This window comes from Streptomyces sp. MGP-BFMKR1 (genome assembly GCF_057766585.1).
The window spans coordinates 8,364,942-8,386,905 of record NZ_CM173408.1; the positions used below are offsets into that span (position 1 = coordinate 8,364,942).

Sequence of the window (21,964 nt, forward strand, 5' to 3'; positions counted from 1 at the left end):
TGGTGCTCCTTTGCTGGCATGCCGCGAGACGCCGCCCGGCCACGACCTGGCGCGGGCGGCGTCTGGGAGGCTACAGCGCCCCCACGTCGGTCACGCGGATCACGGCGCGGCCCTCCTCGTCGGACGCCGCCAGGTCCACCTCGGCGGAGATGCCCCAGTCGTGGTCGCCCCCGGGGTCGGCGAAGGTCTGCCGCACCCGCCACAACCCGTGCTCCGGCTGCTCCTCGATGCTCAGCAACTTCGGCCCGCGCGCGTCGGGCCCGGTGCCGATCTCCTCGTACTCGTCCCAGTACGCGTCGAGGGCCCGGCCCCAGGCTTCCGCGTCCCAGCCCGACTCCCCGTCGAGCTCGCCCAACTCCTCGACCTTGTCCAACGCGGCCAGCTCCACGCGGCGGAACAGGGCGTTGCGCACCAACACCCGGAAGGCGCGGGAGTTCGCGGTGACGGGCCTGACCTGCTCCGCCCGCTCCTGCGCCTCCTCCGCCGACTCCACCTCCGGGTTGGCGAGCTGTTCCCACTCGTCCAGCAGACTGGAGTCGACCTGTCGCACCATCTCGCCGAGCCAGGCGATGAGGTCCTCGAAGTCGTCCGACTTCAGATCGTCCGGGACGGTGTGGTCCAGCGCCTTGTACGCGCTGGCCAGGTAGCGCAGCACGATGCCCTCGGTGCGCGCCAGGTCGTAGTACGACGTGAACTCGGTGAACGTCATCGCCCGCTCGTACATGTCGCGGATCACCGACTTGGGCGACAGCGGGTGGTCGCCCACCCACGGGTGGCTCTTGCGGTACAAGCCGTAGGCGTGCGACAGCAGTTCGTCCAGCGGGCGCGGGTAGGTGACGTCCTGGAGCAGTTCCATCCGCTCCTCGTACTCGATGCCGTCCGCCTTCATCTGCGAGACGGCCTCGCCCCTGGCCTTGTTCTGCTGCGCCGCCAGGATCTGCCGTGGGTCGTCGAGCGTCGACTCCACCACGGAGACCATGTCCAGCGCGTACGAGGGGGACTCGGGGTCCAGCAGCTCGAAGGAGGCCAGGGCGAACGTGGACAGCGGCTGGTTGAGCGCGAAGTCCGCCTGCAGGTCGACGGTGAGCCGCACGACGCGGCCCTCGGAGTCCGGCTCGGGCAACTGCTCGACCACGCCACCGTCCAGCAGGGAGCGGTAGATGGCGAGAGCGCGGCGGATGTGCCGCAACTGGTTCTTGCGCGGCTCGTGGTTGTCCTCGAGTAGCCGCCGCATCGCCTCGAACGCGTTGCCCGGGCGCGCGATGATCGCCAGCAGCATGGTGTGGGTGACCCGGAACCGCGAGGTGAGCGGCTCCGGCTCGGAGGAGATGAGCTTCTCGAAGGTGTTCTGCCCCCAGTTGACGAACCCCTCGGGCGCCTTCTTACGCACCACCTTGCGGCGCTTCTTCGGGTCGTCGCCCGCCTTCGCCAACGCCTTCTCGTTCTCCACCACGTGCTCGGGAGCCTGCGCCACCACGAACCCGGCGGTGTCGAAGCCAGCCCGCCCGGCCCGGCCGGCGATCTGGTGGAACTCGCGGGCCCGCAGCGTGCGCACCCGCTGCCCGTCGTACTTGGTGAGCGCCGTGAACAGCACGGTCCTGATGGGCACGTTGACGCCGACGCCGAGCGTGTCCGTACCGCAGATGACCTTGAGCAACCCGGCCTGCGCGAGTCGTTCCACCAGTCGCCGGTACTTGGGCAGCATCCCCGCGTGGTGCACGCCGATCCCGTGGCGTACGTAGCGCGAGAGGTTGCGGCCGAACTTGGTGGTGAACCGGAAGTTCCCGATCAGCGCGGCGATCTCGTCCTTCTCGGCGCGCGAGCACATGTTGATGCTCATCAGCGCCTGCGCCCGCTCCACCGCCGCCGCCTGCGTGAAGTGCACGATGTAGACGGGCGCCTGGCGCGTCTCCAGCAGTTCCGTGAGCGTCTCGGTCAGCGTCGTCGTCCGGTACTCGTAGCTGAGCGGGACCGGTCGGGTGGCCGAGCGCACCACGGCGGTCGGCCACCCGGTGCGGCGGGTCAGGTCCTCCTCGAACCGGGAGACGTCGCCCAGCGTGGCCGACATGAGGATGAACTGCGCCTGGGGCAGTTCGAGGATCGGGATCTGCCAGGCCCAGCCCCGGTCCGGCTCGGCGTAGAAGTGGAACTCGTCCATCACCACCTGACCGACGTCGGCGTCCTTGCCGTCCCGCAGGGCGATGGAGGCCAGCACCTCGGCGGTGCAGCAGATGATCGGCGCGTCGGCGTTGACGGACGCGTCGCCGGTGAGCATGCCGACGTTCTCGGTCCCGAAGAGCTTGCACAGCTCGAAGAACTTCTCCGACACCAGCGCCTTGATCGGAGCGGTGTAGAAGGTGACCTCATCGCGCGCCAGCGCCGAGAAGTGCGCCCCGGCCGCCACCAGGCTCTTGCCCGAGCCGGTGGGGGTGGACAGGATGACGTTCGCGCCGGAGACCACCTCGATCAGTGCCTCTTCCTGGGCCGGATAGAGCGAGATACCACGCTCCTCCACCCAGGACGAGAACGTCTCGAAGAGGGCATCTGGGTCGGCGTCGCTCGGCATCTGATCGATAAGAGTCACGCCCCCATACTGCCTGCTCTCGGGCCCCGGGCGGGAACCGACCGGGTGGACGAAGATCATTCGTGGATAGGCTGTGCCGGGCCGATGAGAACACCACCCGCCGGGGAGCGGGCACGAGCAGGGGCGGGGAACGACGATGATGGGACCGGCGCATTCGCTGTCCGGAGCGGCAGCCTGGCTGGGGGTGGGGGCGGCAGCCGGGGCCGCCGGGCACCCCATGCCCTGGCCGGTGCTCGTCGTCGGCGCGCTGATCTGCGCCGGAGCCGCGCTCGCCCCGGACCTCGACCACAAGTCGGCGACGATATCCCGCGCCTTCGGTCCCCTCTCGCGCGCCCTGTGCGGGGTGATCGACAGTCTCTCCCACGCCGTGTACCAGGCCACCAGGAAGGCGGGCGACCCGCGGCGCACGGGTGGGCACCGCACGCTCACCCATACGTGGGTCTGGGCCGTGCTGATCGGCGCCGGCGCCTCGGTGCTCGCCGTCACGGGTGGCCGCTGGGCCGTCCTGGGCCTGCTCTTCGTGCACATGGTGCTCGCGGTCGAAGGACTGCTGTGGCGGATGGCCCGGGTCTCAAGCGACGTGCTGGTCTGGCTCCTGGGGGCGACCAGCGCCTGGATTCTCGCCGAGATACTCAACAAGCCGGGCAACGGATCGGACTGGCTGTTCACCGGGGACGGCCAGGAGTACCTGTGGCTGGGGCTGCCGATCGTGCTCGGCGCGCTGGTGCACGACATCGGCGACGCCCTGACGGTCTCCGGCTGTCCGATCCTGTGGCCCATACCGATAGGCCGCAAGCGCTGGTACCCGATCGGTCCGCCGAGGATCCTGCGGTTCCGGGCCGGGAGCTGGGTGGAGCTCAAGGTGCTGATGCCCGCCTTCATGCTGCTGGGCGGCGCGGGTGGCCTCGGAGCCCTCGGCTTCCTGTAGTCGCGCCGCTCGCGGGGCCTCCGCCCAGGCCGACACGGCGGGTGGGCCGCCGATCAGGTATCGGATGGCGAGCGGTCCGACCCGTGGGTCCCGGCCCCGGCACCCGCGTGGCGGGCCACCTGCCGTCGGCTGCCTCGGCGTCTTACGAGGCCGCGGGCGGGGGTGCGACCATGGACCGCATGCGAATGTCGGGCGTGCTGCGGGGGGTGGCGGCGGTCGCGCTGGCCGCCGGCCTTCTGGTCGGCTGCGAGGGCGGCGAGCGAGGGGCCGGGAGCGACGGGAGCGATTCGGCGGCGCCCAACGGGTCACGTACCGCGGACAAGCGGCGCATCCCGGACGTGGGGGAGAAGTGGGCGGCGCGAATACCCCGTTCGGCCCGCCAGGTGGTGGCCGTGTACGGCGAGGGCAGGAACTCCGCTGACGCCACCGTCGTGCTGTACACCAAGGACGGCGATGCCTGGCAGCGGGACCGTTCGTGGCCGGCGCACAACGGGAGGCGGGGCTGGACGACCAACCACCGCGAGAACGACAAGCGCAGCCCGGTCGGCGTCTTCACGCTCAGCGACGCGGGCGGAGTGCTGGCCGACCCCGGCGCGAAGCTTCCGTACCACCACACCGCCGCCTTCGCCGCGCCGCACTACTGGCCCAGGACGCACTGGCACGACTTCGACTACGTGATAGCGATCGACTACAACCGCGTCAGGGGCACGACGCCCCTCGACCCGACCCGCCCCCAGGGCACCCGCAAGGGCGGCAGCATCTGGCTGCACCTCGACCACGGGAGCGGCACGTCGGGATGCGTGAGCCTGCCCAAGGCGGGGATGGCGTACCTGCTGAAGACGCTCGACCCGGCGCGGCACCCCGTCGTGGTGATGGGAGACGAACGGGAACTTGCCGCCTGAGGCGTCGGGCACGGCCCGCCGGGTGGGGACGGGCCGTGCGCCGCGGATCAGTCGCCGGCGGGCTTGGGCGAGTCCATACCGGGACGGGGCTTCTTCCACAGCCCGCGGGTGAAGTCGGGTATCTCCTGGGGCGCGCCGTTGGCCTTGATGGACGCGTGACTCAGGGGGAGCGGTGCGGTCCAGGTGGCCGCGTCGTAGACGTCGAAGTCGGGGACGAGGCCCAGTCGCATGCACTGCATCAGGCGGAACAGCATGATGTAGTCCATGCCGCCGTGCCCGCCCGGCGGGTTGGCGTGCTCCTTCCAGAGCCAGTGGTCCCAGTCCGCGTAGTCCGCGAAGTCGCCCCACTGGTGGTCGTTCCTGTCCGGTTCGAGATAAACGCGGGGTGGATAGTCCTCGAAGACGCCCTTGGTGCCGCCGAGGATGTTGAGCCGGCTGTAGGGGTGGGGGTTGGACACGTTGTGCTCCAGCCGGATGACGCGCCCCTTGGCCGTTTGCACGAGACTGATCGACATGTCGCTCTCGATGTACGACTCCTTCCAACTCGGGTCGCCCGGCGGCATGTGTTCCTCGCGGTAGGCGGCGAGGCCGAGGGAGGGTGAGCCGAACGTCGTGATCCGCACGGCTCGGTCGCCCCGGTTGACGTCCATGTAGTTGGCGACCGGGGCGAACCCGTGGTTCGGGTAGAGGTCGCCGCGGAGCCTGGTGTGCCACCGCCGACGCCACGGCCCCTCGTAGTAGGTGGGCGAGAACATCAGCGCCCGTAGGTCGTGGATGTACGCGCCGGCGCCGTGCAGCAGTTCACCGAAGAGGCCCGCGTGCGCCATGCGCAGCACCCGCATCTCGTTCCTGCCGTACGCGCAGTTCTCCAACTGCACGCAGTGCCGGCGCGTGCGCTCGGAGACGTCCACCAGCTCCCACAGCTGGCTGAGCTCCATGGCCGCGGGGCATTCCACGCCGACGTGCTTGCCCTGGAGCATGGCCGCCCTGGCCATGGCGAAGTGGCTGTCCCAGGGCGTGGCGACGTAGACGAAGTCGAGATCGGAGCGTTGACACAGCCGCTCGAAGTCCTGGTCGTCCTTGGTGTAGAGAGCCGGTGCCGGCTGCCCCGCCGCCGTGACCTTGCGGGCGGCCCGCTCGGCCTTCGCGCGCACCAAGTCGCACAGCGCGACGACACGGACGCCCGGCAGCGCGAGGAACAAGTCGATCATGCTGCCACCGCGCTGGCCGAGGCCGACGATGCCCACCCGTACGGTGCTGCGCCCCTCGAACGGCACCCCGATCATGGTCGCGGCACGACGCGCAGTGGGCGCCGCCCCGGTGGTCTCCGTCGCCCCCGTCGCTCGCGCGTCGGCAGCCGCCGCCTGCTGGCCCCCGAGTGCGCCGATGCCGAGCCCGGCCGCTCCGGCGGTCCACAGCACGGAGCGACGGCTGGGGGCGGGGGATTCGCCAGCCCGCGGGCCGCTGGGCGTGTTCTGGTCGTGCGGTGTTGCCTCGTTCACCGAGCCTCCTGGAAAGCTGATGGCGCGTGGCGTGCTACATCGCGTCAGACCTTGGCGGGCGTGAGGCATGTGGCACAAGAAGCGGAACGAGGCTTTCTTGGCTGGAAGACCGGCGAAAGACAACGGAGGGGCCGTGCGGTCGGGCGGCTTCGGCAGGTCGTCCGTGCACATGACCTCGGGAACAGGTGTGGATGCCCTGCCCCCGGTCGGCGCGTCGAGCCCGGGTCAGCGATCGTCGACGCGGTCGCGCGGGCTGCCCGCGAGGGTGTTGAGGAGGCTGCCCAGCAGCTCTCGCTCCCGCGCGTCCAGCGGCTCCAGGATGTCCTCGGCCGCGGAGCGGCGAGCCTGGCGCAGCGCGCGGAGCGTGGCCCGGCCGGCGTCCGTCAGCTCGATGCGTATAACGCGCCGGTTCGACGGGTCGGGGACGCGGCGCACCACGCCGTTCGCCTCCAACGCGTCCACCAGCGTCGTCACCGCGCGGGGCACCACCTCAAGCCGGGCGGCGAGGTCGGCCATGCGCGGAGGCTCGGCGTCGTACAGCGCCACGGTGCGCAGTAGCCGGGCCTGGGCCGGGGTGATACCGAGGGGCTCCAGATAGCGCTTCTGCGCGCGGTGCAGCCTACGGGTGAGGCGCAGCAACTGCTCGGCAAGCTGACCGGAGGCGTCGGAGGCGGGCATGTAGGGAGCCTAGCAGGACCAAGTGCATTGTGAGCTTAGGTAACAGTGAGCTATGCTCGGCAAGGTCGCCGCCAGCCGGCCCGCAGATCCCCGCCTACCCCGGAAGGAGTCCATGCGCGATCACGAACCACGGTGGGAGCCACCCGCTGCCGACCGGGATGAACCAGCCCAAGTACGGCGCATTCTGCGCCTCTTCCGCCCCTACCGAGGCCGCCTCGCCCTGGTCGGGCTGCTGGTGGCCGCTTCCTCGCTGGTCACGGTGGCCTCGCCGTTCATGCTGCGCGAAGTGCTCGACACCGCCATTCCCCAGGGCCGGTCGGGGCTGCTGACACTGCTGGTCTGCGGCATGATCGTCGCGGCCGTGGTCAACAGCATCTTCGGCGTCCTACAGACTCTGATCTCCACCACCGTCGGCCAGCGGGTCATGCACGATCTGCGCACCGCCGTCTACGACCGCCTCCAGCGCATGTCGCTGGCGTTCTTCACGCGCACCCGCACCGGCGAGGTGCAGTCGCGCATCGCCAACGACATCGGCGGCATGCAGGCCACCGTGACGTCCACGGCCACGTCCCTGGTCTCGAACCTGACCAGCGTGATAGCGAGCATCGTGGCCATGCTGGCGCTGGACTGGCGGCTGACGGCGGTCTCGCTCTGCCTGCTCCCGGTTTTCGTCTGGATCAGTCGCAGGGTCGGCAGGGAGCGCAAGCGGATCACCTCGCAGCGGCAGAAGCAGATGGCGGCGATGGCCGCGCTCGTCACCGAGTCGCTGTCGGTCAGCGGCATCCTGCTCGGCCGCACCATGGGGCGCTCGGACTCGCTCACCGCCGATTTCACCCGCGAGTCCGAGCGGCTGGTGGACCTGGAGGTGCGCTCCAGCATGGCCGGCCGCTGGCGCATGGCGACCATCGGCATCGTCATGGCGGCCATGCCCGCGGTCATCTACTGGACGGCCGGCATGGCGCTCCAAGGCGGCGGCTCCGGCGTGAGTATCGGCACCCTGGTCGCCTTCGTCTCGCTGCAACAGGGCCTGTTCCGGCCGACGGTGAGCCTGCTCTCCACCGGAGTGCAGATGCAGACCTCGCTGGCGCTCTTCCACCGCATCTTCGAGTACCTCGACCTGCCGGTGGGCATCGCCGAGCCGGACCAGCCGGTGCGCCTGGGCACGGTGCGCGGAGACGTTCGCTTCGAGGACGTCAGCTTCTCCTACGACCCCGACTCGACCGAACCCACCCTGCGGGGCATCGACGTGACGGTCCCCGCCGGCGGCAGCCTCGCCGTCGTCGGCCCCACGGGCTCGGGAAAGAGCACCCTGAGCTACCTCGTGCCCCGGTTGTACGACGTGACCGCCGGGCGCGTGCTCATCGACGGCGTGGACGTCCGCGACCTCAGCTTCGACACGCTCGCCAACGCCGTCGGAGTGGTCTCCCAGGAGACGTACCTCTTCCACGCGTCCGTGGCGGACAACCTGCGCTTCGCCAAGCCCGACGCGACCGACGAGGAACTACGGGCCGCGGCCGAGGCGGCACAGATTCACGAACACATCGCGTCGCTGCCCGACGGCTATGACACGCTCGTCGGCGAGCGGGGGTACCGGTTCTCGGGTGGCGAGAAGCAGCGCCTGGCGATAGCGCGGACGATCCTGCGCGATCCGCCCGTCCTCATTCTCGACGAGGCCACCAGCGCGCTCGATACCCGCACCGAGTACGCCGTACAGCGCGCCATCGACGCCCTCGCCGCCAACCGCACCACGATCACGATCGCCCACCGGCTGTCCACCGTGCGGGATGCCGACCAGATCGTCGTCCTGGCCGACGGCGACATCGTCGAGCGCGGCACGCACGAGGAACTCATGCTCAAGCAGGGCAAGTACGCGGCACTCATACGCGGAGACGACGAGGCGTCGGTGGCCATACCGGCCGGCTGACGAGCGGCCCGAGCACACCCCACACGAGCCGGCCGTCGCGCCCACCGAGAGCGGCGGCCGGCTCGGCGCGGCCCATGCCTCTCGTGCCGGCCGAACGCGGCCCTCGGGGCCGGCCCTGCGCATCCGCGCATCGAACCAGGCGTACGCCTCGCACCCGACCAACCCAACCAACCCAACCAATCGGCACGCGCGGGCGGGCGGCGGTGGTCGTGTGAGGCGTCGCAGTTCGACGTGTGTTCGTACGGACCGTCGCTGCCATGCGAGCCCTCTTCTCCGGATCTGAGAGTTGACTCTCACAATATTTGAGAGGAAGCTCTCACGTTATGGATTCCGAGAATCGACTGGGTGACATCGAGATCACCGACCCGCAGGCGATGCGGGCACTGGCCCACCCGGTGCGGCTAGCCATCCTTGACCGCCTCCAGCGGCACGGCCCGGCCACGGCCACCCAACTCGCGCCCCACGTGGGCGCCACGCCGTCGGTGACCAGTTGGCACCTACGGCACCTGGCGGGCTTCGGGTTGGTCCGGGATGCCGAAGCCGGGCCGGACCGTCGGCAGCGGCGATGGCAGGCGGCGGCGCGCGGGTTCCGGTTCCAGACGCCGAAGGACGAGGAGGGCGGCTCGGCCGCGCGGGCGCTGTCCCGGGAGATGTTCGCGCGCTACGGGGATCTGCCGAGCAGGTGGCTGACCGAGGTCGAGCCCCACCTCGAACCGGCCTGGCAGCAGGCCGCTGGTCTGGCCAACACCCGGGTGGTCGTCTCGGCGGAGGAACTCGCGGCGATTCAGGAAGGCATCGAGCGGGTGCTGGCCCCGTACGTGACGCGTGACGCCGCCGAGCGGCCGGCCGGTAGTCGCGGCGTCCGACTGATGCGCTACGTCCTGCCGGAACGGGACCAGGAGTCGGCGGATGAGACGCCATGAGCACTGCGAAGGTCGATGCCCCGGTGTCCCTGTGGCGAGATCGGCGGTTCCGCCGGTTCTGGGCCGGGCAATCCGTTTCGGAGTTCGGTGACCGCATATCCGAACTGGCCCTGCCGCTGATCGCCGTCACGGCGTTGAGCGCCTCGGCCAACCAGGTGGCGTGGCTGACCGCGCTCATCTGGACACCGAATCTGTTGGCGATTCTCCTGGGGGCGTGGGTCGACCGTCGGGTGCGTAAGCGCCGCCTGATGGTCCTGGCTGACCTGGTGCGCGGCGCGGTGTTGCTGAGCCTCCCCGTGGCGTACCTGCTCGATGCCGTGAGCCTTGGCCAGCTCTATGTCGTCGCACTGCTGACCGGCACCGCGGCGGTGTTGTTCAACACCGCTTATCCACCGTTCTTCGCACAGCTCGTGCCCCGTGTGTCCTACGTGGAGGCGAACAGCAGACTCAGCGCCAGCCGGTCCATGTCGCACGTGGTCGGACCGGCAGCCGGCGGCGGCCTCATCCAGGCGTTGACCGCGCCCGTCGCCGTGATCGTGGATGCCTTGTCGTATCTGGCATCGGCATTCCTGATAGGGCGCATACCGCTCGACGAGTCGCCCGGTGGCGTGGACGCGGAAACGGGGCCTTCGCTGCTCCGACGTGCCCGGGAAGGGATGACCTACGTCGCTCGGCACCCGGTGCTGCGCGCTGGGCTCGGCTGCGCGGCGACGGTCAACTTCTTCACCTTCGTCGCGGGCAGCGGACTGGTGGTGCTGTTCGCCAACCGTGATCTGGGACTGTCCGCCGGGGCCATCGGACTGGCTCTGGGAATCGGCTCGACCGGCGCGCTCCTGGGTGCCGTCATCGCCCCACGGGTTTCGCGGCGGATCGGCGTCGGGCGCAGCATTCTCGTCGGGGCCGTGCTCTTCCCGGCGCCCATCGCCATCGCGGCCAGCGCGGGCGGACCGCTGTGGGCGCGAGTGGGCGCGCTGGCCGCCGCGGAATTCCTCTCCGGGGTCGGCGTGATGCTCTTCGACGTGAATCTCAACTCCCTGCAAACCAGCGTGATCCCCGATGCCATGCGCAGTCGTGTGGCGGGCGCCTTCAGCACCGTCAACTACGGCATGCGGCCCATCGGAGCCGTTGTCGGCGGATTGCTGGCGACGGGGTGGGGCCTGCGGGCGACACTGCTCGTCGGCGCCGCTGGGGGAGTGCTGTCGCTGTTTTGGCTGCTGTCCTCACCGATACCGCGCATTCGTTCACTGGCCCCGGAAAGCGCGACCGTTCCGTGCGCCGATGCCGATGCGGACAACGGCCTCACGCTTGATCGGCCTCACGCCTGATCGGGCTCGGGGGTGACGCGGCTGGCGGTCGCGGGCCGGCTCCCATGCCACCGCCAGCGAGCGTGCCGGACAGGTTCGACAGGCGCAGGGGGCCGGAAGCAGCCACGCCCCGGGCTCGGCAGTACGCAGCCGCCGCGCGGCCGGCCGGAGGCGCGGCGCGCGGCGGCTGCCCGCGGTACGAGAGCGCCGACCGCACCGCACCGCTCAGCTCGCGCGGACGCTGCGCAAGCTCTCCAACCTGGCCTGGATGGCCCGCAGCGCGCCGGGTCTGCGGCCCGGTACGCGGGTGCGCAGGGCCATCAGTTCCGTGGCCAACGAGCGGGCGCGCAGCAGGTCGTTGACGTGCTGCCACTGGTGGTGCGCCCGGTCCACCGCGCCCTCCACGTCGGGCTGGTCCGCTGCCTGACCCGCGCTCAGGCGTGTGGTGGCGGCGGCCATCCACAGCTCGCAGGCGCGGGCCGGGTCTCCGGCGAGCCGGGCCAGGTCGGCGCGTACCTCAAGCCAGTGGAGCGCCTGCGGCGAGTCGGGGCCCGCCGAGCGGAACGCCTCCTGCTCCCAGGCCGCGGCCATCGCCGCGGCCTCGCTGTGCCGCCCCGCGTGCGCCGCCTCCAGTATCGCGCCGTGCGGATCGTGGGCCACCTCGCCGCCGCCGTACCCCGGCGCGTACGCGGGCGGCGGGCCGGGATCGTACGGCCGTCGCGGGGCCGCCTCGGCGTCCCCGGCGGCTGCGCGGTCCGCGACCGAAGCCGGCTCGGCCTCCCCGCCCTGCCCGGAGTGGCGGTCCGGGGTCGGCGCGGCCTCATCCGCCGGGGCCGCGGTCGGTTCGCCGGAGTGAGTGCCGGAGGCCGACAGCGGGGACTCGCCGGAGTGAGCGGCCGACGCCTGCGGCGGGGGTGGCACCGCCGCGCCCTGAGACGGCGCCTCGTCAGCGGGCTCGACCGGCCTCGCCTCGCCCGCCGGACGGGCCGCCGCGTCCGTTGGCTCGTCCGCCGCGTCACCTGCCTCCGGCGCGCGGGGAGCGGCGGACGCCGCAGGCGGTGCAACAGGCGGGCTCGACTGCGGGGTTGCGGCTGGTGCGGCAGGTACGGCTGGTGTGGCGCTCGGTGACGCGGACGGGGCGGGCTCGGGTGCCGTGACCGCCGAGTCCGGGTCCGGGCCCGCCGACGGCGTGGGCGTCGCGTCGACGGGGGGCCACTGAGGCTGGTCGGGCGTCGGGTTCGGTTGCGGGCTCGCGGGCCCGGCCGCCGGCTCGAAGCCCGGGACCAGCGGGGGACTGACCCCCGGTGGTGAGGCCGGCGGCGCCCAGGCGTTCGCCGCGCCCGTCGGCGCTGGCCCGAGGGCCGGGTCGACCGGGCCTGTGGGCGCCGCGTGCGGCACGCCGAGCGGTAGCCCGCTGCCCCCGTCGGCGGGATGGGGCGCGCCCCCCGTGGACGCCACCAGCAGGGCGGCCCCCTGGTCGAGCCCCGACTGCTCGACGGCGTGCTGGTGCAACTGCGGCAGCGGTGGGCGGGTGCCCACCGAGCGGAGGGCCGCGGCCAGGGCCCGGGTGTAGTGCGGGGTGTTGAGCTGGCGGCGGCGCGGCGGGGGAACGACGCACCCGTACAGCGCGAGTCCGATCGTCAGGTGCTCGGCGGTGAGCTTGGACCAGGCCGTCTCGTCGGCCGCCAGGTCGGCGAAGACGGTGGTGGTGCCGGCCGGCCGGTGGCCCAGCTCCGAGAGCAGCCAGTGCCAGGGCAACGCGGTGTACCGAGCCGTCTTCGGCGTCGTGCGCGCCAGTGCCAGGTGTGGCAGGTGTTGCTTGGTGTCCAGCGTCAACTGGCCGACGAGGTAGACCAGCACGGGCCCCGGGTGGGCGGCTGCCGTGCGCAGGTGGGTCAGCACGGTGTGCGGCTCGTCGGGATCGACGAGTTGCACCACCTGCGCGCCGCCCGTCGTGCCCAGTAGCACCGACGGTGCGATGGCCGCCAGCGACGGCAGTGCGGCGGCCGTGTCCATCGCCCGCTGCTTGCCCGTCGGTCCTGCCGCGATGAGCAGGGCGTATCCCGACTCGTTCGCCGCTCCTGCCCCGTTGTTTGCCATGGCAGCACCGTATCCGTTCCGGCCGTCGTCCCGGTGCCCGGCGGCGGAGCGTACGCACGTTCCGTCGCGGAGCGTGGAAGCGCCGTAGCGGGCGGTGGCAAGGGCGCCACTTAAACCAACCGGGCGGGAACCGGTCAGGTTGTTGCCCGCAGGCGGGCAGCGGTGACCTGTGTTTTCCTTCCGTAGAATGCCGCTGACCTGGGGGTTGCCTGGACATTAAGCGGGCAGAGACGGTCAGGAGAGATCTGGTGCCTGGCCTGGCCACAGCACAACTCCCCTTGTAGAAATCTGATCAGGAAGTGCCCGAACGGGCAGTGCGGTACGTGATGGGGAGTCACTGTGGACGCAGAGGAACGCCGGCGCACGGTCCTCGAACTGGCCCGCCACACCGGCTCCGTCGTCGTGACGGAGTTGGCGGAGAAGCTCGGGGTGTCGAAGGAGACCGTTCGGCGTGACCTGCACGCGATGGAGAACCGGGGCCTGCTGCGGCGCACCCACGGCGGGGCCTATCCCGTGGAGAGCGCGGGGTACGAGACGACGCTCGCGTTCCGCACCACGATGCACGTCGCGGAGAAGTCCCGGATCGCCGCCGCGGCCGGCGAACTCGTCGGCGACGCGGAGACCGTCTACGTGGACGAGGGCTTCACGCCGCAACTCATCGCCCAAGCGCTGCCCCGCGAACGGCCGTTGACCGTCATCACCTCGTCGCTCGCCACCGCCAGCGGCCTCGCCGTCAGTGACCGGATCACCGTGCTCTTACTCGGTGGCCGGGTCCGGGGCAGCACGCTGGCCTCCGTGGGCCACTGGGCCACCCACATGCTCCAGGGCTTCGTGATCGACCTGGCGTTCATCGGCGCCAACGGCATCTCCCGACAGTACGGCCTGACCACCCCCGACCCGGCCGTCAGCGAGGTCAAGGCGCAGGTGATGCGGGTCGCCAGGCGCCGCATCTTCGCCGGCGTGCACACCAAGTTCGGCGCCGTCAGCTTCTGTCGCTTCGCCGAGGCCCAGGAGTTCGAGGTCATCATCACCGACACCGGCCTGCCCCTGGCCGAGGCCCACCGCTACGCCCTGCTAGGGCCCCAGGTGCTGCGCGTGTGACCACCCCCGCCCCACGCGCCGGCCGCGCTACCGGCACCCGCGCGGGGCCCGCGCCGCGTCCCGTCAACGGCGCCCCGACCAGTCGCCCGGGCCGGCCCCACCGCACAGCGCCGGGGCGACCGGCATCCACCGACCGCGTACGCGACCCCATCGGAGCAACCTGGCCCACCCTCAGCCGCGCCGCCCCAGCCCGCGCCGCCCGCCGACGCCCCAACCGCCGTACCAGCACCACCTCACCCGCGCCCCCCAACCCGCCGCCTCGGCCGCCCCGCTCGGGGCCCCGCCCGGGGTGACCCGCGCGGCGAGCGGTGGGCCCGGTACGCGTCGCGCGCCTCGGCCACCCGACCACGGCCCGGCGTGCCCCCCAGCCACCCAGTGACACCGATCCACGGGGAGAACCCATGTCCATCCACACCCGACGCGGCGCCCGCGCGCTGGTCGCCGCCGCCTCGGCGGGGGCGCTCGTCGCGGCGTGCACCGCATGCGAGGGGTACGTCGGCGCCGGCGGCTCCTCGCTCTTCGGGGGTGACGCCATCAACGTCCTGATGGTCAACAACCCACAGATGGTGGAGTTACAGAAGCTGACCAAGCGGCACTTCACCAAGGACACCGGCATCAAGGTCAATTTCACCGTGTTGCCCGAGAACGACGTCCGCGACAAAATCAGTCAGGACTTCTCCAACCAGGCCGGCCAGTACGACGTCGCCACCATCAGCAATTTCGAAGTCCCCTTCTTCTCCGAACACGGCTGGCTACGCGACCTGGGGCCCTTTCTCGCCAAGGACCCCGCTTTCGACCAGCAGGACATCCTCGCCCCGGTACGGCAGTCGCTGACCGCCGACGACGGCAAGGTCTACGCCGAGCCGTTCTACGGCGAATCCTCCTTCCTGATGTACCGCAAGGACGTCCTCGCCGAGCGCGGCCTGACCATGCCCGCCGAGCCCACCTGGCAACAGGTGGCCGACATCGCCGCGAAGACCGACGGCGCACGCCCCGGGATGAAGGGCATCTGCCTGCGGGGACTGCCCGGTTGGGGCGAGTTGACCGCGCCGCTGACCACGGTGGTCAACACCTTCGGCGGCACCTGGTTCACCAAGGACTGGAAAGCCCGTCTGACGTCACCGGAGTTCGTCGAGGCCACCCAGTTCTACGTCGACCTGGTGCGTGAACACGGGCAGGCGGGCGCCGCGCAGTCGGGATACGCGGAATGCCTGTACAACATGTCGCAGGGCAAAAGCGCGATGTGGTACGACGCCACCGCGGCGGCCGGCACGCTGGAGGATGCGAAGTCCCCCGTCAAGGGCAAGATCGGCTATGTGAAGGCGCCGGTGAACAAGACCTCGGATTCCGGTTGGCTCTACACCTGGGCCTGGGGCATGCAGAAGGCGTCCGAGAAGTCCGACGACGCCTGGAAGTTCATCTCCTGGGCCTCCAGCAAGGAATACGAGGCCCTGGTGGGACGGGAGAGCGGCTGGGCCAACGTACCGGCCGGCAAACGCGCCTCGACGTACGCCCGACCGGAATACCGTTCCGCGGCAAGCGCGTTCGCCGACGTCACGCACCGCTCCATCGCCGCCACCAAGCCGCGCGACCCGGGCGTCCAGCCGAGGCCCACGGCCGGCATCCAGTTCGTCGGCATCCCCGAGTTCACCGACCTCGGCACCAGGGTCTCCCAGGAGATCAGCGCGGCCATCGCCGGCCGCCAGCCGGTGCGCGAGGCGCTGCGCGCCTCCCAGAAGATGGCCGAGCGGGTCGGCGAGGAGTACCAGGACTGATGACCGCGCCAACCGCCGGGCCGCGCGCCCCCGTCACACCCTCACCCACGGTCAGGCCGCCGCAGCCGCCCAACCGCCTCAAGGCGTGGGCCACGCGCGCCCCGCTGCTGCCCGCCCTGGTCTTCCTGATCGCCGTCACCCAACTGCCGTTCGTGGCCACCCTGGTGATCTCGCTCTTCGACTGGAACTCCCTGGACCCGGACGACCGGCACTTCACCGGCCTGAGCAACTACCGCCACGCCGCCGAGGACGAGGCGCTGCGCGAGTCGGTGCTCACCACCGCCGTCCTGACGGCCACCGTCGTCCTGGCCACCGTCGTCCTCGGACTGTTGCTCGCCCTCCTGCTCGACCGAAAGTTCCGGGGCCGCGGGGTGGTGCGTACGCTGCTCATCGCCCCGTTCCTGGTCGTCCCGGTCGCCGCCGCGCTGCTGTGGAAGCACGTCCTCTACAACCCCGACTACGGCCTCTTCAACGGTGCCCTGACCTGGGTGGCCGCCCGCTTCGGCGACGACAGCCCGCCCCAGCCGGACTGGGTGTCCGACATGCCGCTGCTGGCCGTCGAGGCATCGCTGATCTGGCAGTGGACGCCGTTCATGATGCTGATCCTGCTGGCCGGGTTGCAGAGCCGTCCGATGGACATGATCGAGGCCGCGCGCATCGACGGCGCCGGCAACTGGCAGATCTTCCGCTACCTCACCCTGCCGCACCTGCGCCGCTACCTGGAGCTCGGCGTGCTGCTCGGCTCGGTGTACATCGTGCAGAACTTCGACGCCGTCTTCACCATCACCGCGGGCGGCCTGGACACGGCCAACCTGCCCTACACCATCTACCAGACCTTCTACCAGGCCCACGAGTACGGCCAGGCGTCCGCGGCCGGCGTGCTCGTCGTCATCGGCTCGATCATCATCGCGACCTTCGCGCTGCGGGTGGTCTCGTCGCTGTTCACCGAGGAGGCGTCCCGTTCATGACCGCCACCGCAGACGCGCCCACGGCCGCCACGACCTCCCTGTCAGCCGCCCGCCGGCGCCCACTGGCCGGCCCACAGCGCGCGGCACGGCGCCGGGGGGCGGCCCTCGGCCTGCTCGCCTGGCTGGTCGGACTCCTCTTCTTCCTCCCCGTGGCCTGGATGGTGCTGACCTCCCTGCACTCGGAGCAGGACGCCGCGACCAACCCACCCTCCCTCGGCGCCTCGCTGACCTGGGACGGCTACCGCACCTTCTTCGGCGCCGACGGCGGCGCCAGCCCCTGGCCGTCACTGATCAACTCCCTGACCGCCAGCGTCTGCTCCACCCTGCTCGTGCTGGTGCTCGCGCTGCCCGCCGCGTACGCGCTGTCCCTGCGCCCCGTGCGCAAGTGGACGGACGTGCTGTTCTTCTTCCTGTCCACCAAGATGCTGCCGGTCGTCGCCGGGCTGCTGCCGATCTACCTGTTCGCCAAGAACGTCGACATGCTCGACAACATCTGGCTGCTGGTCATCCTCTACACGTCGATGAACCTGCCGATCGCGGTATGGATGATGCAGTCCTTCCTCGCCGACATCCCGGTGGCGATCATCGAGGCGGCGCAGATCGACGGCGCTCCGCTGCGCACCATCCTGGCGCGCGTGGTGGCCCCCGTCGCCGGCCCCGGCATCGCCGCCACCTCGCTGATCTGCTTCATCTTCAGTTGGAACGAGATGCTCTTCGCCCGTGTGCTGACCGGCGTCAGGGCGCAGACCGCGCCGGTCTTCCTCACCAGCTTCATCACCAGCCAGGGCCTGTTCCTGGCCAAGGTCTGCGCAGCGTCCGTCGTGATCTCCCTCCCGGTGCTCGCCGCCGGGTTCGCCGCCCAGGACAAGCTCGTCCAGGGCCTGTCGCTAGGAGCAGTGAAATGAGAACCGCGCTCATCGAGGCCGTCGGCAAGGTCACCGTGACGACCGTCCCCGACCCCACGCCCGGGCCGCGCGAGGTGGTCGTGGACGTCGCCGCCTGCGGCCTGTGCGGAACGGACCTGCACATCCTGGAGGGAGAGTTCGCGCCGACCCTGCCCGTCGTGCCGGGCCACGAGTTCGCCGGCGAGATCGTCGGCATCGGCAGCGAGGTGAGCGAGCTGGCCATCGGCGACCGGGTGGCCGTCGACCCGTCCCTGTACTGCCAGGCGTGCCGCTACTGCCGGGCCGGCCGGGGCAACCTGTGCGACAACTGGAACGCCATCGGCGTCTCCGTGGCCGGCGGCGCCGCCGAGTACGCGCTGGCACCGGTAGGCAACTGCGTGAAGCTGCCCGACCACGTCTCCCTCCAGGACGCCGCGCTCATCGAGCCGCTCTCGTGCGCCGTGCGCGGCTACGACGTGCTCAACAACCACCTCGGCGCCGAGGTGCTGATCTACGGCAGCGGCACCATGGGGCTCATGATGCTCGAACTGGCCAAGCGCACCGGCGCCGCCAGCGTCGACGTGCTCGACCTCAACCCCGACCGGCTGGCCACCGCCCGCGCCCTGGGCTGCTCGCGTACGGCGGCCACCGCACAGGAACTGGACCAGCCCCGGGGCTGGGACGTCGTCATCGACGCCACCGGCCACCCGGCGGCCATCCAGGACGGCCTGCGACGGGTCGCGAAGGCCGGAACCTTTCTGCAGTTCGGCGTCGCCGACTACGCCACCACCGCGACGATCGAGCCGTACCGCATCTACAACCAGGAGATCACCATCACCGGCTCGATGGCCGTGCTGCACAGCTACGAACGGGCGGCGAACCTGTTCGCCACCGGCGTGCTCGACCCCGCCGTCTTCATCAGCGACCGGTTGCCGCTGGCGCAGTACCCGCAGGCCCTGGAGCAGTTCCGCGCGGGCGTGGGCCGCAAGATCGTGGTGGTGCCGTAACCCGTCCGGCAGCGCCCGCGCCCGGGTGAGCCCCCCCGGCGACCGCCCTGGGCGCGGGCGGGGCACTCGCCCGGCGCGCGCCTGCCCGGTCCCGGCCCGCGCCCGCCGGGTTCGGGGCGTCCCCGGGGGAGTCACGTAGCCGATCGCGCCGCGAACCGTGGCCGGCTGGGAGAGGTGGCCGCGGGCTCAGGCGTGCTTGCGCCGGGCCGGCTGCCGCTCCGCGCTCTTCGACTGGGTGGACTTCGCGGTCTTCGTCGTACGCCCGGACTTCGGCGTGGCGCTCTTCTTCGCCGCGGTCTTGGTCGTGCGGCGACCGGTGGAACCGGTGCCCTCCTTGGCGGCGCTGGTCTTCTTGGCCGTGCTCTTCTTGGCCCCCGACTTGGCGGCCCCCTTGGCGCGGGGCCGACCGCCCTCGCCCTCGCGGGCGTCGATCGACGCCTGGAGCGCGGACATCAGGTCGACGACGTTGTCGGGCGCCGGCTCGGCCTCCGCGCCCGACGGCGGGGCCTTGCCCTCGAGCCGGGCGGTCACCAGTTCGTCGAGCGCGGCCTGGTAGTCGTCGTGCAGCGAGTCCAGGTCGAAGTCCTCGGAGAGTGTGTCCATCAGAGAGGTCGCCATCTTCAGCTCCTGGGGCCGGACGGTCACCTTGTCCGACGGCGCGAGCCCGCCGGCGGCGCGGATCTCGTCGGGCCAGTGCATGGTGTGCAGCACCAGCACGTCCTCGTGCACCCGCAGGAGGGCCAGCGACTCCCGGGTGCGCAGCGCGACCTTGGAGACCGCCACCCGGCCGCTGTCGGCCAGCGCCTCCCGCAGCAGCACGTACGGCTTGGCCGCCGCCGGCGAGTCGGCGCCCACGTAGTAGGCGCGCGAGAGCCGCAGCGGATCGATGTCGTCCGCGTCGACGAACGCGATGACGTCGATGAGCTGCTTGCTCGGCAGCGGCAACTGGGTCAGGTCGTCGTCGGTGAGCACGGCCGTGCGGCCGTCGACGTCCTCGTACCCCTTGGCGATGTCCGCGTAGTCGATCTGCTTCCCGCACTGCTCGCACACGCGCTTCATGCGGATGCGCCCGCCGTCGGCGGCGTGTACCTGGTGCAGCTTGACGCCGCGTTCCTCGGTGGCCGGATAGAGCTTGACCTGGATGGACACCAGACCGAAGCCGATGGCCCCTTTCCACATCGAGCGCATGATGCTGGCCCTTCTGGTGAGGTGTCAACCCTATGTCGGAGATCGTCCGGCGGCAGTGCGAGCGGGCGGCTTGCGGGTACGGGTCCAGTCGGTGAGCTGGCGCGCGGTCCAGGTGTTGATCACCCGTTCGGCCGGTACGTCGCACTCGGCCGCGCGGGCGCAGCCGTAGTCCAGCCAGTCCAACTGGCCGGGGGCGTGCGCGTCGGTGTCGATCGAGAACAGCACCCCGGCCGCGACCGCCTCGCGCAGCAGCGGGCGCGGCGGGTCCAACCGGTCCGGGCGGCAGTTGATCTCCACCGCGGTGCCGGCCTCGGCGCAGGCGGCGAACACCGCCTCGGCGTCGAACGCGGACGGCGGCCGACCACGCCCCGCCACCAGCCGCCCCGTGCAGTGCCCGAGCACGTCGACCAGCGGGTCGCGCACCGCGGTCACCATGCGCCGCGTCATGGCGGCGGCGTCCATGCGCAGCTTGGAGTGGACGGAGGCCACCACCACGTCCAACTGGTCGAGCAGCTCACGGTCCTGGTCGAGCGAGCCGTCGTCGAGGATGTCGCACTCGATGCCCGTCAGCAGCCGGAACGGCGCTAGGCCCGCACGCAGCTCGGCCACCACCGCGAGCTGTTCGCGCAGCCGCTCGGGGCTCAGGCCGCGGGCGATGGTCAGCCGGGGCGAGTGGTCGGTCAGCACCGCCCAGGCGTGCCCCAGCCCGGCCGCCGCGCGGGCCATGTCCTCGATGGGGCTGCCGCCGTCCGACCAGTCGGAGTGCAGGTGGCAGTCGCCGCGCAGCGCGGCTCGCAGTCGCTCGCCCCCCGTGGCCAGTGGCCGCTCGGCCTCGGTCTCCAGCTTGCGCAGGTAGCTGGGCACCTCGCCGGAGACCGCCTGCTCGACGACCGCGGCCGTCTTGGGCCCGAGCCCCTTGACGGCCCGCAGCGTCCCAGCCGCCGCCCGTCGCCGCACCTCGTCGGCGCCCAGGTGGGTGAGCGCCGTCGCGGCCGTACGGAAGGCGCGCACGCGGTACGTCTCGGCATCCGCGCGCTCCAGCAGGAACGCGATCCGCTCCAGTGCCGCCACCGGCTCCACGGATCTCGCCTCCTTCCCGTCCCTGCGGCTCCCGCCGTCCCGCCCGGCCCGCTCCGACGCGGTGCCCGCCGGGGGAGGCCGCCCGTTCAGTGCTTGGCCCGGCTGGGTTGCACCCGCTTCGGCTCGCCCGCCATCTTGGGGTGGTCCGGCGGGTACGGCAGGTCGCCGAGCCCGTGCTCGCGCTCGTCGCGGGCCGCCAGCTCCAGGGCCGCGTCCAGCCGGAAGGCGTGCGCGTCCAGGTCCGCGTGCACGTCGCCCACCTCGGCGAAGCGGGTGGGCATGGTCGCCACGTCGAAGTCGCGCGGCCGGGCGTCGGCCACCTCCGACCAGCGCAGCGGGGCCGAGACGGGGGCGTGCGGCCGAGGACGCACCGAGTACGCGCTGGCGATGGTCCGGTCCCGGGCGGTCTGGTTGTAGTCCACGAAGATCTTCGCCCCCCGCTCCTCCTTCCACCACGACGTCGTCACCCGCCGCGGCGCCCGCCGCTCCAGCTCCCGGGCGATGGCGATGGCGCTCCGTCTGACCTGGACGAACGTCCACTCCGGCGCGAGGGGTACGTACACGTGCAGCCCCCGGCCGCCGGAGGTCTTGGGCCAGCCGCGCAGGCCGAGACCGTCCAGCACGTCACGCAGTTCCTCGGCCGCCCGCACCGCGTCCTCGTAGTCCGTGCCGGGCTGCGGATCGAGGTCGATGCGCAGCTCGTCGGGGTGGTCGGTCCGCGCGCGGCGCACCGGCCAGGGGTGGAAGGTCAGGGTGCCCAGGTTGGCCGCCCACGCCACGGCCGCCAGCTCCGTGGGGCAGATCTCGTCCGCGTACCGCCCGCTGGGGAAGGTGATGCGACTGGTCGGAATCCACTCCGGCAGGTTGCGCGGCGCCCGCTTCTGGAAGAACGACTCCCCGGCTACCCCGTCCGGGTAGCGCTCCAGCGTCGTCGGCCGGTCCCGCAGCGCGCGCAGCACCCCCGCGCCGACGGCGAGGTAGTAGCGCACCACGTCCTCCTTGGTGAACCCCCGCTCCGGGAAGTACACCTTGTCGGGATGCGATACCCGCACCGTGCGCTCACCGACCGTGAGCTCCAGGGCCTTGGCCATGCCGCCACGCTAGGCCGGTCCCCGC

17 protein-coding genes are annotated in these 21,964 nt (G+C 71.5%); 10 read left to right on the top strand and 7 right to left on the bottom strand.

Translation table 11 applies throughout. The features are described 5' to 3' along the window. Nucleotides 1-70: 70 nt before the first annotated feature. The gene (locus AC3CHW_RS33410; RefSeq protein WP_488468987.1) at nt 71-2,584 is read right to left on the bottom strand and encodes a DEAD/DEAH box helicase; all 2,514 of its coding nucleotides are present in this window, start codon (nt 2,582-2,584) and stop codon (nt 71-73) included. A gap of 136 nt (nt 2,585-2,720) precedes the next feature. On the opposite strand from AC3CHW_RS33410, the gene AC3CHW_RS33415 reads away from it, so the two are divergent. Continuing rightward, entirely contained in the window at nt 2,721-3,512 is a 792-nt protein-coding gene (locus AC3CHW_RS33415; protein WP_488468988.1) for a metal-dependent hydrolase, read from the top strand. Nucleotides 3,513-3,691: 179 nt separating this feature from the next. After that, nucleotides 3,692-4,414, top strand: coding sequence for a L,D-transpeptidase family protein (locus AC3CHW_RS33420; protein WP_488471259.1), 723 nt, complete (start codon nt 3,692-3,694; stop codon nt 4,412-4,414). Nucleotides 4,415-4,461: 47 nt separating this feature from the next. On the opposite strand, the gene AC3CHW_RS33425 is transcribed toward AC3CHW_RS33420, so the two are convergent. Further along, a complete protein-coding gene (locus AC3CHW_RS33425; RefSeq protein WP_488468989.1) occupies nt 4,462-5,916 on the bottom strand; it encodes a Gfo/Idh/MocA family protein in 1,455 nt (484 codons plus the stop codon). A gap of 225 nt (nt 5,917-6,141) precedes the next feature. After that, nucleotides 6,142-6,594: a MarR family winged helix-turn-helix transcriptional regulator gene (locus AC3CHW_RS33430; protein WP_488468990.1), complete on the bottom strand. Its 453-nt coding sequence runs from the start codon at nt 6,592-6,594 to the stop codon at nt 6,142-6,144. Nucleotides 6,595-6,706: 112 nt separating this feature from the next. On the opposite strand from AC3CHW_RS33430, the gene AC3CHW_RS33435 reads away from it, so the two are divergent. The 3 genes from AC3CHW_RS33435 to AC3CHW_RS33445 all read left to right on the top strand — a co-directional run bounded on the left by AC3CHW_RS33435 (nt 6,707) and on the right by AC3CHW_RS33445 (nt 10,766). Beyond that, nucleotides 6,707-8,518, top strand: a complete 1,812-nt coding sequence (locus AC3CHW_RS33435; protein WP_488468991.1) for an ABC transporter ATP-binding protein — start codon at nt 6,707-6,709, stop codon at nt 8,516-8,518. Nucleotides 8,519-8,841: 323 nt separating this feature from the next. Next, nucleotides 8,842-9,441, top strand: coding sequence for an ArsR/SmtB family transcription factor (locus tag AC3CHW_RS33440; protein ID WP_488468992.1), 600 nt, complete (start codon nt 8,842-8,844; stop codon nt 9,439-9,441). Further along, on the top strand, nt 9,438-10,766 hold the full coding sequence (locus tag AC3CHW_RS33445; protein WP_488468993.1) for an MFS transporter: 1,329 nt from the start codon (nt 9,438-9,440) through the stop codon (nt 10,764-10,766). Before AC3CHW_RS33440 ends, AC3CHW_RS33445 begins: the two co-directional genes overlap by 4 nt. Before the next feature lie 204 nt (nt 10,767-10,970). Here the strand turns inward: AC3CHW_RS33445 and AC3CHW_RS33450 are convergent, their stop codons facing one another. Next, nucleotides 10,971-12,845 (bottom strand): hypothetical protein, encoded by a 1,875-nt coding sequence (locus tag AC3CHW_RS33450; RefSeq protein ID WP_488468994.1) that lies wholly within the window; start codon nt 12,843-12,845, stop codon nt 10,971-10,973. A gap of 339 nt (nt 12,846-13,184) precedes the next feature. On the opposite strand from AC3CHW_RS33450, the gene AC3CHW_RS33455 reads away from it, so the two are divergent. The 5 genes from AC3CHW_RS33455 to AC3CHW_RS33475 all read left to right on the top strand — a co-directional run bounded on the left by AC3CHW_RS33455 (nt 13,185) and on the right by AC3CHW_RS33475 (nt 18,580). After that, the gene (locus AC3CHW_RS33455) at nt 13,185-13,946 is read left to right on the top strand and encodes a DeoR/GlpR family DNA-binding transcription regulator (RefSeq protein ID WP_176160066.1); all 762 of its coding nucleotides are present in this window, start codon (nt 13,185-13,187) and stop codon (nt 13,944-13,946) included. Nucleotides 13,947-14,347: 401 nt separating this feature from the next. Continuing rightward, nucleotides 14,348-15,721 carry an ABC transporter substrate-binding protein gene (locus AC3CHW_RS33460; RefSeq protein ID WP_217195935.1) on the top strand — a complete coding sequence of 458 codons (1,374 nt, stop codon included), beginning with the start codon at nt 14,348-14,350 and terminating at the stop codon, nt 15,719-15,721. Beyond that, nucleotides 15,721-16,689, top strand: a complete 969-nt coding sequence (locus tag AC3CHW_RS33465) for a carbohydrate ABC transporter permease (protein ID WP_459247550.1) — start codon at nt 15,721-15,723, stop codon at nt 16,687-16,689. The genes AC3CHW_RS33460 and AC3CHW_RS33465 overlap by 1 nt, the downstream gene beginning before the upstream one ends. Next, nucleotides 16,686-17,594 carry a carbohydrate ABC transporter permease gene (locus tag AC3CHW_RS33470; protein ID WP_488468995.1) on the top strand — a complete coding sequence of 303 codons (909 nt, stop codon included), beginning with the start codon at nt 16,686-16,688 and terminating at the stop codon, nt 17,592-17,594. The genes AC3CHW_RS33465 and AC3CHW_RS33470 overlap by 4 nt, the downstream gene beginning before the upstream one ends. After that, a complete protein-coding gene (locus tag AC3CHW_RS33475) occupies nt 17,591-18,580 on the top strand; it encodes a zinc-dependent alcohol dehydrogenase family protein (protein ID WP_398609481.1) in 990 nt (329 codons plus the stop codon). The genes AC3CHW_RS33470 and AC3CHW_RS33475 overlap by 4 nt, the downstream gene beginning before the upstream one ends. A gap of 186 nt (nt 18,581-18,766) precedes the next feature. On the opposite strand, the gene ku is transcribed toward AC3CHW_RS33475, so the two are convergent. The 3 genes from ku to ligD form a co-directional block, all read right to left on the bottom strand. Then, complete coding sequence (gene ku / locus AC3CHW_RS33480; RefSeq protein WP_488468996.1) at nt 18,767-19,759, bottom strand: non-homologous end joining protein Ku; 993 nt, start codon at nt 19,757-19,759, stop codon at nt 18,767-18,769. A gap of 39 nt (nt 19,760-19,798) precedes the next feature. Continuing rightward, nucleotides 19,799-20,848, bottom strand: a complete 1,050-nt coding sequence (locus AC3CHW_RS33485; RefSeq protein ID WP_488468997.1) for a PHP domain-containing protein — start codon at nt 20,846-20,848, stop codon at nt 19,799-19,801. Between the two features lie 86 nt (nt 20,849-20,934). Continuing rightward, a complete protein-coding gene (gene ligD, locus AC3CHW_RS33490) occupies nt 20,935-21,939 on the bottom strand; it encodes a non-homologous end-joining DNA ligase (RefSeq protein WP_488468998.1) in 1,005 nt (334 codons plus the stop codon). Between the last annotated feature and the right edge of the window lie 25 nt (nt 21,940-21,964).